This window comes from Bradyrhizobium genosp. L (genome assembly GCF_015624485.1).
Lineage (GTDB): Bacteria > Pseudomonadota > Alphaproteobacteria > Rhizobiales > Xanthobacteraceae > Bradyrhizobium.
Genome location: NZ_CP061378.1, coordinates 5,139,786 through 5,154,399, shown reverse-complemented (window position 1 = coordinate 5,154,399; position 14,614 = coordinate 5,139,786). Strand labels below are relative to the sequence as shown.

The window sequence follows — 14,614 nt, the reverse complement described above, 5'->3', positions numbered from 1 at the left end:
GCTCCGGGCTAGGGGCTGCGGCTGCGCGGCGCGCAGATGTGAGGCCTCCTTTCGGATGAGCCGGGCTGGTGCCGTTCTGCGGGAAGGGCGGCCTCGATGAGGAAATGGCTTCGGATCGGCATTGCCGTGGTCGCCGCCGTCCTGATCGTCGGCGCCATCAGGTTCTTCGCGGTCACCCCGGAAAAGATCGACCGCGCCCAGAACAAGGTGAAGCATATTGCGTTCGATGTTACGCCGGCCGCGCATGCCCTGCAGGCGACGCTCGACGTCGCCGACATGCATGCCGACAGCCTGGCATGGAAGCGCGACCTGCTCGCGCGGGCCAACCACGGCCATATCGATCTGCCGCGCCTGATCGAGGGGCACTACGCGCTGCAAGTATTCTCCTCGTTCACCAAATCGCCCAAGGGGCAGAACTACGATTCCAACCCTGATGACAGCGACACCGTCACCAACCTCGCCATCGTCGACCTGCAGCCGCCACGGACCTGGTTCTCGCTGCTGCAGCGCTCGCTGTGGCATGCCGAGAAGCTGCATCGCTTCGCCACGGAGTCCGGCGGACGGCTGCGCGTGATCGCGACGCCTGACGACATCGACCGCCTGCTGGCCGACCGCAAGGGCGGCGCCACCGTGGTCGGCGGCATGCTGTCGATCGAGGGGCTGCACGATCTCGAGGGCAAGATCGACAATCTCGACGTGCTCTATGCCGCGGGCTTCCGCATGGCCGGGCTGGCGCATTTCTTCGACAACGATATCGCGGGCTCGATGCATGGCGTCGCCAAGGGCGGACTGACGCCGCTGGGGCGGCAGGTGGTGCAGCGGATGGAGGCGATCGGCATGGTCGTCGACCTCGCGCATGCCAGCCACGCCACGGTCGCCGACGTCTTGGCGATGGCGACGCGCCCGGTGGTGTCGAGCCATGGCGGCGTGCAGGCGACCTGCAAGGTCAACCGCAACCTCACCGACGACGAGATCAGGGGCGTCGCGCGCACTGGCGGCGTGATCGGGATCGGCTTCTGGCAGGGCGCGGTCTGCTCGCTCGATCCCAAGAATGTGGCGCGGGCGATCGCCCATGTCCGCGACCTCGTCGGGATCGATCATGTCGGTCTCGGCTCGGACTTCGATGGCTCGACCACCACGGGGTTCGATGCCAGCGGGGTCGTCGCGGTGACCCAGGCCTTGATGACGGCAGGATTTTCCGAGGACGACATCCGCAAGGTGATGGGCGGCAACGTGCTGCGCGTGCTCCACGCGGGCCTGGCGCCGAAGGGATGAGACGCTTACGCCCTGGCGCTGATCGGCGCGAGCTCGAGCGCCGGCGCGTCGTGGCGATGCTGCAACCGGAAGAACGACGCGTAGCGGCCGCCGCGGCGCAACAGGTCCTCGTGGCGTCCGCGCTCGACGATCTCGCCGCCTTCGACGACCAGGATCGCATCGGCATGCATGATGGTGTGAAGGCGATGCGCGATCACGATGGTGGTGCGGTTCTGGCAGAGATGCTCGATCGCCTCCTGCACCTGCTTCTCAGATTCGGAGTCGAGCGCCGCGGTGGCCTCGTCGAGCAGGATGATCGGCGCGTTCTTGATCAGCGCACGGGCGACCGCGATCCGCTGGCGCTGGCCGCCGGAGAGTTGCGTGCCGTGCTCGCCGACCGGGGTGTCGTAGCCGAGCGGGAAGCTCATGATGAAATCGTGCGCGCAGGCCGCCTTTGCCGCCTCGACGATGTCGGTTTCGGTCGCGCCTTGCTTGCCGAAGGCGATGTTGGCGCGGATGGTGTCGCGGAACAGGTAGACGTCCTGGCCGACATAGGCGGTCTGCTGCCGCAGCGATTTGCGCGACACGGATGAGATCGACTGGCCGTCGATCAGGATCTGGCCTTGTTGCGTTTCATAGAAGCGCAGCAGCAGCGCCAGCACCGTCGACTTGCCGCCGCCGGAGGGGCCGACCAGCGCGGTGACCTTGCCGGGCTCGGCTGTAAAGCTCATGCGGTTCAGCACCGGCTCGCCGGGCCGATAGGCGAAGGAGACGTCGCGCAATTCGATCCGCGCGTCCGACAGTTTCAGCGCCGGCTTGTCGTCGTCGGCCTGCTCGCTGGCCGGGCTGTCGACGACTTCGAGCAGCATGCGCGCGCCGACCAGCTGGCTGTTGAGATCGATGTTGAGCCGCGCCAGCCGTTTCGCGGGCTCGGTCGCCATCAGGAAAGCGGTCAGGAACGTGAAGAACTGGCCCGGCGAGGAGCCGAGCGCCACCACGCGGTAGCCGCTATAGAGCAGGCAGCCGGCGACCGCGAAGCCGCCGAGCATCTCCATCAGTGGATTGGAACGGTTGGCGACCCGCGCCATCTTGTTGGCATTGCGCTCGACGGTCGCGATGTGCTCGTCGATCCGCTCCTGCATCGCGCCTTCCAGCGTGAACGCCTTCACGGTGCGGATGCCCTGCAGCGATTCCTGCATCGTCTCCAGGATGTCGGCGGTGCCGGTGAACTGGTTGTAGGCGAGGCCCTTGATGCGCTTGACCAGCTTGCGCAGCACCAGCATCGCCGGCGGCACCGCGACGAGCCCGATGATCGACATCAGCGGATCCTGCCAGATCATCACCGCGAGCATGCTGATCAGCATCAGGAAGTCGCGGCCGATCGCGTTCACCAGCATGTTGAGCACGTCGGTGATCGACTTGGCGCCGGCGGTCAGCCGCGCCAGGAATTCGGAGGAATGCCGCTCGGAGAAGAAGCCGATGCTCTCGTTCATCAGCTTGGCGAACAATTGCCGCTGGTTGTTGGCGAGGATGGCGTTGGAGATCTTGTTGAGGATCACCATGTGGCCGTAGGTCGCCACACCCTTGATGAACAGCAGAATGACCGTGATACCGGCGAACATCGCGATGCCGGCCACGTTCTTGTCGACATAGGCCTGGTTGATGACCTGGCCCAGCACATAGGTCGAGCCGGCCGTCGCGCCGGCGGCAACGGCCATCCATGCGAGCGCGGTCAGATAGCGCCGCCAGTAGACGATGCCCTGTTCCATGACCAGGCGGCGAATCAGGATCGCTGCGCCATAGGGATCGTCGGTGATTTTCTTTGGAAACTGAGCCATCCGCGTTCCATCGACGGCGGCATCGGCCAGCCGTCAGGCCTTGCGGGAGTCTCCTTGCCTGCTTGGCGGGGCTTTTTCAAGCCCAATAAACGCTTGATTTTCAGGCCGATTCTGCCTGCTGGCGGAGGCCGCCGCGATCCCGGAACAGCTTCTCCTCCCAGGCCAGCGCGTGGCTCGCGATGGTCTCGAGGTCGTCGTAGCGCGGCGTCCAGTCGAGCGCTGTGCGGATCCGGCTGGTGTCGGCGACCATGGTCATGATGTCGCCGGGCCGGCGCGGCGCGTAGGCGACGGCGAAATTGCGCATCGAGACGCGGCGCACCGCCTCGATGGTCTCGATCACGGAATAGCCGCGGCCATAGCCGCAATTCAGCGTCGTCGATGGCCCGCCGGCGCGCAAATAGGACAGCGCGGCGCGATGCGCCTCGACGAGGTCGCTGACATGGATGAAATCCCTGACGCAGCTGCCGTCCTGGGTCGGATAGTCGGTGCCGAACACGTCGATCTTGGCGCGCTGGCCGGTCGCGGCCTCGACCGCGATCTTCAACAGATGCGTGGCGCCGACCGTGGCGAGGCCGCAGCGTCCTTGCGGATCGGCGCCGGCGACGTTGAAGTAGCGCAGCACGACATAGTCCATGCCGTGCGCCGAGGCGACGTCATGCAGCATGATCTCGGTCATCAGCTTCGACGAACCGTAGGGCGACAGCGGACGGGTCGGCGCGATCTCGGGCACCGGCACCTGGTCCGGATTGCCGTAGACGGCCGCGGTCGAGGAGAAGATGAAGCGGCTGATGCCGCCCTTCACGGCAGCATTGAGCAGGCTGCGCGTCGTCATGGTGTTGTTGCGGTAATAGCCGAGCGGATCGCGCATCGAGTCCGGCACCACGATCGAGCCGGCAAAATGGATGATGCTGTCGATGCCGTGCTGGGCGATCACGCCCTCGATCAAATTCTCGTCGCCGGCATCGCCGATGAACAGCGGCACGCCCTCGGGGAGGAATGCGGAGAAACCCGTGGAGAGATTGTCAACCACGACGACGCTCTCGCCGGCGTCGACCAGCGCATGCACCATGTGACTTCCGATATAGCCGGCACCGCCGGTTACAAGCACGGTCATGGACAGGGCTCTCCCGTTTCTCTTTAACGGGCGATGCTAGCGGGTGCCGGGTGAAGAGGGGGTTTCGCCGCGGCCGAACTGGCCACTATGCTTAATGTTGCGTATAGGAACTGGCGCGAAACGGAGACTTGCGTGCCGATCGAGAACGAATCCGAAGGCGAGCTTGCGCTCATCGTGCCGAATTTGCACAGACGCTATTCCGGCGTCACCGCGACCAACCGCATGGTCGCGCCGAAGCTCGCAAAGATGTTTCGCGCGGCCTGGTTCGGCTCGCACCGGCCCGACGGCATCGATGCGCTCGGATTGTCCGGCCTGATGCGGTTGTGGCGGCGGCCGCGATCCGTGATCTGGCATGCGCGGCGCAACGACGAGATGATCGCGGGCCTGTTGCTGCGTGGCCTCGGCTGGCCGCTGAGATTATTGTTCACCTCGGCCGGGCAGCGTCATCACAAGCGGCTGACGCGCTGGCTGATCGGCAAGATGGACGCGATCATCGCGACCAGCCCGCTATCTGCATCGTATCTGAAGCGCGAAGCGACCGTCGTGATGCACGGCGTCGACACCGACCGTTACGCGCCACCGGCCGACCGCGCCGCGGCGTTCGCCGAAAGCGGCTTGCCGGGGCGCTACGCGATCGGCTGCTTCGGCCGCGTGCGCGCGCAGAAGGGCAGCGACGTGTTCGTCGATGCGATGTGCCGGCTGCTGCCGCGCTATCCGGATTTCACCGCCGTCGTCGTCGGCGCCGTGGTGGCGGAGCAGCAGGGCTTTGCCAATGAGTTGAAGCGGCGCATCGAAGCCGCGGGCCTGCAGTCGCGCATCATCATCACCGGCGAGCTGCCGATCGAGGACGTGGTGCGCTGGTATCAGCGGTTGACCATCTATGCCTTCACCTCGCGCAATGAGGGGTTTGGCCTCACCTTGATCGAGGCGATGGCGGCCGGTGCGGCGCTGGTGGCCGCGCGCGCGGGCGCTGCCGAGTTCGTCGTCGAGGACGGCGTCACCGGCGTGCTGACGCCGCCCGGCGACGCCGACGCGCTGGTCGCCGCGCTGGAACCGCTGATGCGCGATCCGGCATCGGCCGCGGCGATGGGGGCGCGCGCAAGACAACGAGTTGTGGATAAGTTCAGTCTCGATGCCGAAGCCAACGCGATCGCCGCGGTTTATCGCACGCTGACCTGAGCCAGCACGCTCCGGGCGATGCCGACCACTTCCGCTGCCGCGATGTCGCGCATGCAGCGGTGGTCGTTCATGGTGCAGATCGTGCGCTGGCACGGCTGGCACGGCAGCCTGGATTTGGTCTGCAGCACGGTCGCGGCGAGGCCGTTGAGGGGCGCCCAGAGATAGGGGCTGGTCGGTCCGAAAATGCCCATGGTCGGCGTGCCGATCGCTGCGGCGATATGCATCAGCCCGGAATCGTTGGAGATTGCGACATTGGCCGCGGCCATCGCCAGCACGCCGTTGCGCAGGTCGTTGCTGGTGAGATCGCGGACCCGCGCGCCGCCGACCGCTGTGATCTCCTGGGCCAGCGCCTTCTCGCCGGGACCGCCGACCACCCAGACGTCAAAACCGCGCTCGGCGAACAGCCGCGCAGTCTCCGGATAATAGGTCCAGCGTTTCGACTCGCCGACCGAGCCCGGTCCGAGTGCGATGGCGGGGCCGCTGCCCAATCCGTTGGCCTGCCGCCATTGCGCGACCGCCTCGGTGGGGACGCGGAGCTGCGGCACCGGCCATTCCGGCGGCCGTGCTGCGTCCTTGGGCAGCGCCAGCACGGCATTGGTGTCGATGAAGCGCGGCAGCTTGTTCTCGCCCCAGCGCATCGCGTTGATCAGGCCGAACCGGCCCTCGCCAAAGAATCCGACGCGCTCGGGGATGCCGGCCAGGGCTGGCGCGATGGCGGATTTCCAGGTTCCCGGCAGCACCAGCGCTGTGGCGTAGTTCCGCGACCGCAGCTCGGCTGCAAGCGCCCACTGCTTTTTCGGCGCCAGCCGGCTGCGTGGCAGGTCAAAGACGATTCCGGCACGGACACCCGGCATGTAGTCGACCAGCGGAGCGCAGAGGCGGCTGACCAGGATGTCGACCGGCCGGTTCGGCCAGCGCTTGCGCAGCACCCTGACCACGGTGTGGCCACGGACGAAATCGCCAATCCACATATAGGGAACAATGAGAATCGGGCGTGTGTCCGCCGCGTCCTCGGTCTCAATCCCTAATACTGAATCCATATTCATAGCTAAAGCGGCAAGGCCGGACCGATTTGTGTCGCGTCGGTAACCGGTTCGCGGCAAGAGGTAAAGCCGTCGTTGCCTGTGACGCGGGAGTGGGGCAAAGCTGCAGCCGCAGTGGATCTGGTTGGGATTTCTTGATGTTTCTGGTGACCGGGGGTGCCGGTTTTATCGGCTCAAACGTCGTGGCCGCGTTGAACGACGCCGGGCGTAGCGACGTCGTGGTCTCCGATAGCCTTGGCCATGACGGCAAATGGCGGAACCTGGCCAAGCGCCAGCTCGCCGATCTCGTGCCGCCGGCCGAGCTCGGCGCCTGGCTGAAGGGGCGGCGGCTCGAGGCCGTCCTCCATCTCGGCGCCGTCTCGGAAACCACCGCCACCGACGGCGATCTCGTGGTCGAAACCAATTTCCGCTTCTCGCTGCGGCTGCTCGACTGGTGCACCGAAAACGCCACGCCGTTCATCTATGCCTCGTCGGCCGCCACCTATGGCGATGGCGAAGCAGGTTTCGACGACGATCAATCGGTCGCGGCGCTGAAGCGGCTGCGTCCGATGAACCTCTACGGCTGGAGCAAGCAGCTGTTCGACCTCGTGGTCGCCGAGCGCGCGGCCAAGGGGGACAGGCTGCCGCCGCAATGGGCAGGGCTGAAGTTCTTCAACGTGTTCGGACCGAACGAATACCACAAGGGCACGATGATGAGCGTGCTGGCGCGCCGCTTCGACGACGTCAAAGCGGGCCGGCCGGTGCAGCTGTTCAAGTCGCATCGCGAGGGTATCGCCGACGGCGATCAGCGCCGCGATTTCATCTATGTCGACGACGTCGTGCGGGTGATGATGTGGCTCGTGGCAACGCCCGGTGTCAGCGGGCTGTTCAATGTCGGTACCGGCACCGCGCGCAGCTTCAAGGACCTGATCGTCTCGGCCTACAGCGCATTGAAGATGCAGCCGAACATCCATTATGTCGAGATGCCCGAGCAGATTCGCGGCAGCTACCAGTATTTCACCCAGAGCGTGGTCGATCGTCTCGGGCACGCCGGATATAATGGCGGTTTCACCACGCTCGAAGACGCTGTCGCGGACTATGTTGGGGGTTACCTCAACCGCGCCGATCGCTATCGCTGAAGCAGGTCACGGTCACAGATGTTCGATTTTGAAGCGATCTCGCGTGCGATGTCCGGCCAGACCGTGCTCTGTGTCGGCGACCTGATGCTCGACGAGTTCGTCTATGGCGAGGTGTCGCGGATCTCGCCGGAGGCGCCGGCGCCTGTCATCGCGGTCCGGCGCAGCGAGAGCAATGTCGGCGGCGCCGGCAACGTCGCGCGCAACATCGCCTCGCTCGGCGGCCGCTGCATCTTCGTCGGCCTGATCGGCGAGGATGCCGCCGGCGCGGCGCTGACCGCGGAGCTGTCGAAGCAAGACGGGATCGACTGCGTGCTGGTGCGCGATGCCGGCCGTCCGACCACGCGCAAGGTCCGCTTCGTCTCCGAGCATTTCTCGACCCACATGCTGCGCTCCGACTGGGAGCTCGCGGCACCGGCCGCGCCCGACATCGAGCAGCAACTGATCGATGCGATCCTGCCGCAGCTTGCCCGCGCCGACATCGTGCTGCTGTCGGATTATGCCAAGGGCGTGCTGACCGCGCGCGTGATCCGCAACGTGATCGACGCCGCGCGCCAGGCCAAGAAGCGCGTGATCGTCGACCCCAAGAGCGCCAATCTTGCGATCTACCGCGGCGCCAGCGTGCTGACGCCGAACCGCAAGGAATTCGCCGAGGCGACCCGCAGCCGCGCCGATACCGAGGACGCGATCGCGCAGGCCGCGCCCGACGCGATGGTCCTTGCGGATTGCGAGGCGATGCTGGTGACGCAGGGCGAAAAGGGCATGACGCTGGTGACGCGGGAGGGCCAGTCGATCCATGTGCCGGCGCTGCCGGTCAAGGTGCGCGACGTCTCCGGCGCCGGCGATACGGTCGCGGCCGCGCTGGCGCTGTCGCTCGCGGCCGGCGCCGACTGGGAAGGCGCGCTGCGGATCGCTAGCGCCGCGGCCGCCGTCGCGGTCGGCAAGACCGGCACCGCGACGGTGACGTCGGCCGAGCTGCGGCGGCGGATCCTGCCGCATGCCTCGCTGGCGGCGGAGGACAAGATCGTCCCGGTCGGCGGCGACATCGACGCGCATCTTGCGGAATGGCGCCGGCAGGATCTGCGCATCGGCTTCACCAATGGCTGCTTCGACATCCTGCATCCCGGCCACGTCAAGGTGCTGACCGCGGCGCGCGGCGCCTGCGACCGCCTGATCGTCGGGCTCAACAGCGACGCCTCGGTGCGGCGGCTGAAGGGCGAGGGGCGTCCGGTGCAGAGCGAGCGGGCGCGCGCCGAGGTGCTGGCGGCGCTCGAGGCGGTCGATCTCGTCGCGATCTTCGCGGAGGACACGCCGATCGACCTGATCACCAGGGCGAGGCCGAGCGTGCTGGTCAAGGGCGGCGACTACACCCGCGAGCAGGTCGTCGGTCACGAGATCGTCGAGGCCGCCGGCGGCGAGGTGGTGCTGGTCGACATCCTGCCCGGGCACAGCACGACGTCGCTGGTCGACCGGGCCCGCGGGGGCAAGGCGTGAGCGCGAGCATGGCCTCCGCACCATCGGCCGCGACGCTGCCCGCCTGGCGCGATCCGGCGCGCTGGGCGACCACGAGCGACGTGGTCGCGGTGCTGATCGCGCTGTCGCTGCCGTGGTCGACCTCGCTGGTCGGCATCTTCGGCGTGCTGCTCCTGATCGCGATCGCGCCAACGATCGAGCTGCGGGCATTCCGGACCCTGCTGATGCGGCCGATCTGTGCGGTGCCGGTCGCGCTGTTCGGCCTCGCGCTGATCGGCACGCTGTGGTCGGACGCCCCCTGGGGCACGCGGTTCTATGCCGTCGAGCCGACCGCGAAGCTGCTGGTGCTGCCGCTGCTGTTTTATCACTTCCAGCGCTCCGCACGCGGCACCTGGGTGTTTGCGGCGTTCCTGATTTCCTGCACGCTGCTGATGGTGATGTCCTGGCTGGTCGTGCGCTATCCCGGCCTGACGATGAAGCCGCCGGCAACCGCCGAGCGCGGCATCTTCGTCAAGGACCACATCAACCAGAGCCAGGAATTCACCCTGTGCGCGGTCGCGCTGGCCTATCCGGTCGTGATGCTGCTGCGGTCGAGGCGATTCGTGCTGGCCGCGCTGCTGGTCGTGATCGCGGTGAGCTTCTTCGCCAACATGGCGTTCGTCGTGGTGTCACGCACCGCGCTGGTCACGGTCCCGATCATGTTTGCGGTGTTTGCGCTGCTGCATCTGCGCTGGCGCGCCATCGCCCTGATCCTGTGCGCGGTCGCCGCGTTCTCCACGGTGGCGTGGTATGCCTCGCCGCAATTGCGCACCACCGCCGAGTCGTTCAACCGCGATTACGAGCTCTACAAGCTGCGCAATATGCCGACCTCGATCGGGCTCCGGCTCGAGTTCTGGCGCAAATCGCTCGGCTTCTTTGCCGAGGCGCCGCTGGTCGGCCACGGCACCGGAGCGACGCGCGGCCTGTTCGAACGCGTCGCGATCGGCGGCGTCAACCAGGCCACCGGCGAGGTGATCGGCAATCCGCACAATCAAACGTTGAACGTCGCCGTGCAGTGGGGCATTATGGGCGTCGCGATCCTGTATGCGATGTGGATCCTGCACCTGCTGCTGTTCCGCGGCAGCGGGCTGGCCAACTGGATCGGGCTCCTCGTCGTGGTGCAGAATGTTTTTACGTCATTGTTCAATTCGCACATCTTTGATTTTCACGAAGGCTGGATGTACGTCCTGGGTGTCGGTGTTGCCGGCGGCATGGTGCTGAAGGGGCGTTCGATCGCCGCCGTGGAACCTGAACGCCCAATTCATCCATGATCGCTGGCATGCGCGCGACAGATACGCTATCAGCCTGCATGCCTCGCTCGCAAAACATGCCTCGCTCGCAAAACACGTCTCGCCTCAAAATTCCCGGTTGTCGCTGATCCGCACGCTACATGACGCGCCTTTCACAATTTTCGCTGCGCAACTTCCTGATTCTGGTCCATGACGCGCTCGCGACGGCGTTCGCGCTGGTGGCGAGCTTCTATCTGCGTTTCGAGGGCAATCTGCTCGCCGATCGGCTGCCGCAACTGCTGCGGATCCTGCCCTGGTTCGTGCTGTTCAGCGTCGTGGTCAGCTATTTCTGCAACCTGACCACGGCGAAATGGCGCTTCACGTCGCTGCCGGACGCGCTGAACATCCTGCGCGTCGCGTCGATCCTGACGCTGGCGCTGGTGGTGCTGGACTATGCCTACATCTTCGTCGGGGTGAGCTCGCATGGCTTCGTTTTCCTCGGCCGCGTCACCATCGTGCTGTTCTTCTTCCTCGAAGTGGCGAGCCTGAGCACGCTGCGGCTCGGCTACCGCTATTTCCGCTATTCGCGCACGCGCCTGCATGCCCGCTCCGACAGCGCCGCGCCCGCGCTGCTGATCGGACGCGCCGCCGACGCGGAGGTCGTGCTGCGCGGCATCGAGAACGGGGCCATCAAGCGGCTCTGGCCGGTCGGCGTGCTGTCGCCGTCGGCCGCGGACCAGGGCCAGATGATCCGCAGCATCCCCGTGGTTGGCGGGGTCGACGACATCGAGGCGGTGATCGGCGATTTCGAGAGCCGCAAGCGTCCGATCAAGCGGGTGGTGATGACGCCCTCGGCGTTCGAGCCGGAGGCGCATCCGGAAAGCGTGCTGATGCGCGCCAAGCGGCTCGGCCTGATCGTCAGCCGCCTGCCGTCGCTGGAGGGCGGCGACGCGCCCCGGCTCACCAATGTCGCGGTCGAGGACCTGTTGCTGCGCCCGACCCAGAAGATCGACTATGCCAGGCTCGAGACGTTGGTGAAGGGCAAGTCGGTGATCGTGACCGGAGGCGGCGGCTCGATCGGCGCGGAGATCTGCGACCGCGTCGCGACCTTCGGCGCGGCGCGCCTGCTGGTGATCGAGAATTCGGAGCCGGCGCTCTACGCGGTCACCGAGGCGCTGTCCGCCCGCGACACCGGCGCTGCGATCGAAGGCCGCATCGCAGATATCAGGGATCGCGAGCGCATCATCCGCCTGATGAGCGAGTTCCAGCCGGACATCGTCTTCCATGCCGCCGCGCTCAAGCATGTGCCGATCCTCGAGCGCGACTGGAGCGAGGGCGTCAAGACCAACATCTTCGGCTCGGTGAACGTCGCGGATGCCGCGCTCGCCGCCGGCGCCAGCGCCATGGTGATGATCTCGACCGACAAGGCGATCGAGCCGGTGTCGATGCTGGGCCTGACCAAGCGCTTCGCGGAAATGTATTGCCAGGCGCTCGACCATGACCTGATGGCGCAGGCGGCCAGCAAGGCGCATATGCGCCTGATCTCGGTCAGGTTCGGCAATGTGCTGGCGTCGAACGGCTCGGTGGTGCCGAAGTTCAAGGCCCAGATCGAGGCCGGCGGCCCGATCACGGTCACCCATCCGGACATGGTCCGCTATTTCATGACCATCCGCGAGGCCTGCGACCTGGTGCTGACGGCCGCGACCCATGCGGTGACGCCGGCGCGGCCCGACGTCTCGGTCTACGTCCTGAACATGGGGCAGCCGGTCAAGATCGTCGATCTCGCCGAGCGGATGATCCGCTTGTCCGGGCTGCAGCCGGGCGTCGACGTCGAGGTGGTGTTCAGCGGTATCCGTCCCGGCGAGCGGTTGAACGAAATCCTGTTCGCGAGCCAGGAGCCGACCATCGAGATCGGCGTCGCCGGCATCATGGCGGCCAAGCCGAACCAGCCGCCGATGTCGACGCTGCGCAAATGGCTGGCCTCGCTCGAGGACGCGATCGCGCGCGACGACCGCGTGACCATCCGCGCCGTGCTGCAGGACGCAGTGCCCGAATTCGGCTCGAATGCCGCCTGATCGCGCCGTTCCGCGGCGCGCGCGGCAGAAGCATTTCCGAAGCCAGTCTCGAAAGCCATGACCGGCAAGTCCCACAAAGTCGTCGTCGTCAGCCAGCATTATCCGCCGGATCACTCGACGACCGCCGCGATCATGGCCGCGATCGCCGAGCGGATCGCCGGCGATGCCGAGGTGGTGGTGGTCTCCGGCATGCCGGGCTCGGCGCAGGATGGCGCGCCGGGGCGCCCCGTCGTCGTCGAGATCAGGAACTGGCTGCCGGGCAAGGCGGCGCTGATCAAGCGTGCGCTCGCCGAGGTGCTGTTCACGGCGCGGATCTTCTTTGCGCTGCTGGTGCGGCTCAAGCGCGGCGACGTGGCGCTGACGGTGACCGCGCCGTTCGTGCTGCCCTATGCGGTTGCCGCCGCAGCAAGGCTGAAGGGTGCGAAGTCGGTGCTGATCCTGCACGATCTGTTTCCCGACGTGCTGGTGATGGCCGGGCTGCTGAAGCCGACCTCGCTTGCGGCGCGCGCGCTGCGCGCGATCAACGCGCTGATGTTCCGCGCACTCAACGCCGTCATCGTGATCGGGCGCGACGCCGAGCGGCTGCTGCTGCGCTATGGCGGGATGACACAGGACAAGATCAGGTTCATCCCGAACTGGACCACGCTGGTGCCCGGCAACCGTCCGGTCAGCCCGGACAATCCGTTCCGCAGGCAGATCGCGGCCCGTTTCCTGGTCGGGCTGTCGGGCAATCTCGGCTTCACCCATGATCCGGACATCGTGTTCGAGGCGGCGCGGCTGATGCGCGGCGACGCCGACATCCATTTCCTGCTGTCGGGCTGGGGCATGGGCTTTGCGCGGCTGAAGGAGCTGCAGGCCGAGGCAGAGCTCGCTAATGTCACGCTGGTCGAGCGCGTCGCCGACCGCGATCTGGACGCGCTGCTGTCCAGCGCCGACGTCTGGCTGATTCCCTATCGCAAGAACGTCGCCGGCGTGTCGGTGCCGAGCCGGTTCTACAATCTGCTCGCCGCCGGCCGCCCCGTGATCCTGGTCTCCGAGCCGGAGGCCGAGGCAGCGCTCACCGTGAAGGAGAACCGGCTCGGCTGGGTCGTGACCCCGGGCCGGCCCGACCAGCTCGCCGACGCCATCCGCCAGGCCGCGCACTCGCAGGACGCCGCGATGGCCGAACGGGCGATCGCGACCGCACGAACCTTCAGCCCGGAACGGGCGCTCGGCAGTTATGCCGCGCTGGTGAATGAGCTACTATGCAACCGCGATGGGGAGCGGATGGCATGAGTGAGGCGCGTCGACCGACGGTTCTGGTGACCGGTGCGAGCGGTTTCGTCGGCCGCCACGTCGTGCCTTTGCTCGCCCAGAACGGCTGGGTGGTGCGGCGCGCGGTGCGAACCCCGCCGCGCGACGCCAACGACGTCAGGATCGAGTCGCTCGGGGCGACCACCGATTGGAGCGCCGCGCTCGCCGGCGTCGATGCCGTGGTCCATCTCGCCGCCCGCGTCCATCACCAGGACGAAGAGCACGCGATCGAGCTCTACCACAACGTCAATGTTGGCGGCACGCTGCACCTGGCGCGCGGCGCGATCGCGGCGGGGGTGCGGGATTTCATCTTCGTCAGCACGATCCTGGTGCACGGCCGCAGCAACAGCGGGCGTCCGCCGTTCCGCGAGGACGATGTGCTGACGCCGCGTGGCCTCTACGGCATGTCGAAGGCCGCCGCCGAGGCGGGGTTGCAGGAGCTGGTTCCGGGCACCGGCATGCGGGTGACCGTGGTCCGGCCACCGCTGATCTATGGCGCCGGCGCCAAGGGCAATTTCGCGCTGCTGGAAAAGGCGGTGAAGCTCCGCGTTCCGCTGCCGCTCGCCAATGTCAGCAACCGCCGTGCGTTCCTGTCGGTGCAGAACCTGGCCGCCTTCGTGCTGCATCGGCTGTCGCATCCGGGGAAGGATTTCGACGTGTTCCTGGTCGCCGACAGCGAGCAGGTGTCGACGCCGGAATTCATCGAGCGGCTCGCCCATGCTGCGCACACCTCGCCACGGCTGTTCCGGTTGCCGACCCCGGTGCTGAGCACATTGCTCAGGATCAGCGGCCGCAATGAAGCCAATGACAGCCTGCTCGGCTCGCTCGAGCTCGATCTGTCGAAGGTTGCCGCGAGCGGATGGCAGCCGCCGATCAGCCTCGACGATGGTTTGAAGCTCGCGCTTGGCCCGCCCCTGGCCTGATCGGGACCTTCTTGATCAAGACCTTCTTGATCAGGACCT

11 protein-coding genes are annotated in these 14,614 nt (G+C 66.7%); 8 read left to right on the top strand and 3 right to left on the bottom strand.

Going from position 1 to position 14,614, the window contains the following annotated elements:
• The first annotated feature begins 96 nt into the window (after positions 1–96).
• Positions 97–1,275, top strand: a complete 1,179-nt coding sequence (locus tag IC762_RS24615) for a dipeptidase (RefSeq protein ID WP_195784796.1) — start codon at positions 97–99, stop codon at positions 1,273–1,275.
• A 5-nt stretch (positions 1,276–1,280) separates the two neighbouring features.
• On the opposite strand, the gene IC762_RS24610 is transcribed toward IC762_RS24615, so the two are convergent.
• Complete coding sequence (locus IC762_RS24610) at positions 1,281–3,092, bottom strand: ABC transporter ATP-binding protein (RefSeq protein ID WP_195784795.1); 1,812 nt, start codon at positions 3,090–3,092, stop codon at positions 1,281–1,283.
• Positions 3,093–3,192: 100 nt separating this feature from the next.
• Complete coding sequence (gene galE / locus IC762_RS24605) at positions 3,193–4,206, bottom strand: UDP-glucose 4-epimerase GalE (RefSeq protein WP_195784794.1); 1,014 nt, start codon at positions 4,204–4,206, stop codon at positions 3,193–3,195.
• A gap of 132 nt (positions 4,207–4,338) precedes the next feature.
• Between galE and IC762_RS24600 the strand changes: the two genes are divergently transcribed.
• Entirely contained in the window at positions 4,339–5,385 is a 1,047-nt protein-coding gene (locus tag IC762_RS24600; protein WP_246801203.1) for a glycosyltransferase family 4 protein, read from the top strand.
• Here the strand turns inward: IC762_RS24600 and waaF are convergent.
• On the bottom strand, positions 5,367–6,431 hold the full coding sequence (gene waaF, locus IC762_RS24595) for a lipopolysaccharide heptosyltransferase II (protein WP_195784792.1): 1,065 nt from the start codon (positions 6,429–6,431) through the stop codon (positions 5,367–5,369). The two genes, IC762_RS24600 and waaF, sit on opposite strands and share 19 nt — an antisense overlap.
• A 134-nt stretch (positions 6,432–6,565) precedes the next feature.
• On the opposite strand from waaF, the gene rfaD reads away from it, so the two are divergent.
• The 6 genes from rfaD (at position 6,566) to IC762_RS24565 (ending at position 14,575) form a co-directional block, all read left to right on the top strand.
• On the top strand, positions 6,566–7,546 hold the full coding sequence (gene rfaD / locus IC762_RS24590) for an ADP-glyceromanno-heptose 6-epimerase (RefSeq protein WP_195784791.1): 981 nt from the start codon (positions 6,566–6,568) through the stop codon (positions 7,544–7,546).
• 18 nt (positions 7,547–7,564) lie between these two features.
• Complete coding sequence (gene rfaE1, locus IC762_RS24585; RefSeq protein ID WP_195784790.1) at positions 7,565–9,037, top strand: D-glycero-beta-D-manno-heptose-7-phosphate kinase; 1,473 nt, start codon at positions 7,565–7,567, stop codon at positions 9,035–9,037.
• A gap of 8 nt (positions 9,038–9,045) precedes the next feature.
• The gene (locus IC762_RS24580; RefSeq protein ID WP_195784789.1) at positions 9,046–10,326 is read left to right on the top strand and encodes an O-antigen ligase family protein; all 1,281 of its coding nucleotides are present in this window, start codon (positions 9,046–9,048) and stop codon (positions 10,324–10,326) included.
• Between the two features lie 119 nt (positions 10,327–10,445).
• A complete protein-coding gene (locus tag IC762_RS24575; protein ID WP_195784788.1) occupies positions 10,446–12,359 on the top strand; it encodes a nucleoside-diphosphate sugar epimerase/dehydratase in 1,914 nt (637 codons plus the stop codon).
• 57 nt (positions 12,360–12,416) lie between these two features.
• Positions 12,417–13,634: a glycosyltransferase family 4 protein gene (locus IC762_RS24570; RefSeq protein WP_195784787.1), complete on the top strand. Its 1,218-nt coding sequence runs from the start codon at positions 12,417–12,419 to the stop codon at positions 13,632–13,634.
• The gene (locus IC762_RS24565; RefSeq protein ID WP_195784786.1) at positions 13,631–14,575 is read left to right on the top strand and encodes an NAD-dependent epimerase/dehydratase family protein; all 945 of its coding nucleotides are present in this window, start codon (positions 13,631–13,633) and stop codon (positions 14,573–14,575) included. The genes IC762_RS24570 and IC762_RS24565 overlap by 4 nt, the downstream gene beginning before the upstream one ends.
• The last annotated feature ends 39 nt before the right edge of the window (positions 14,576–14,614 follow it).

Bases quoted from the DNA above. Each gene is read 5' to 3' on its own strand.
- IC762_RS24615 (WP_195784796.1), top strand. From the start codon at position 97: ATGAGGAAATGGCTTCGGATCGGCATTGCCGTGGTCGCCGCCGTCCTG.
- IC762_RS24610 (WP_195784795.1), bottom strand. From the start codon at position 3,092: ATGGCTCAGTTTCCAAAGAAAATCACCGACGATCCCTATGGCGCAGCG.
- galE (WP_195784794.1), bottom strand. From the start codon at position 4,206: ATGACCGTGCTTGTAACCGGCGGTGCCGGCTATATCGGAAGTCACATG.
- waaF (WP_195784792.1), bottom strand. From the start codon at position 6,431: ATGAATATGGATTCAGTATTAGGGATTGAGACCGAGGACGCGGCGGAC.
- rfaD (WP_195784791.1), top strand. From the start codon at position 6,566: ATGTTTCTGGTGACCGGGGGTGCCGGTTTTATCGGCTCAAACGTCGTG.
- rfaE1 (WP_195784790.1), top strand. From the start codon at position 7,565: ATGTTCGATTTTGAAGCGATCTCGCGTGCGATGTCCGGCCAGACCGTG.
- IC762_RS24580 (WP_195784789.1), top strand. From the start codon at position 9,046: ATGGCCTCCGCACCATCGGCCGCGACGCTGCCCGCCTGGCGCGATCCG.
- IC762_RS24575 (WP_195784788.1), top strand. From the start codon at position 10,446: ATGACGCGCCTTTCACAATTTTCGCTGCGCAACTTCCTGATTCTGGTC.
- IC762_RS24570 (WP_195784787.1), top strand. From the start codon at position 12,417: ATGACCGGCAAGTCCCACAAAGTCGTCGTCGTCAGCCAGCATTATCCG.
- IC762_RS24565 (WP_195784786.1), top strand. From the start codon at position 13,631: ATGAGTGAGGCGCGTCGACCGACGGTTCTGGTGACCGGTGCGAGCGGT.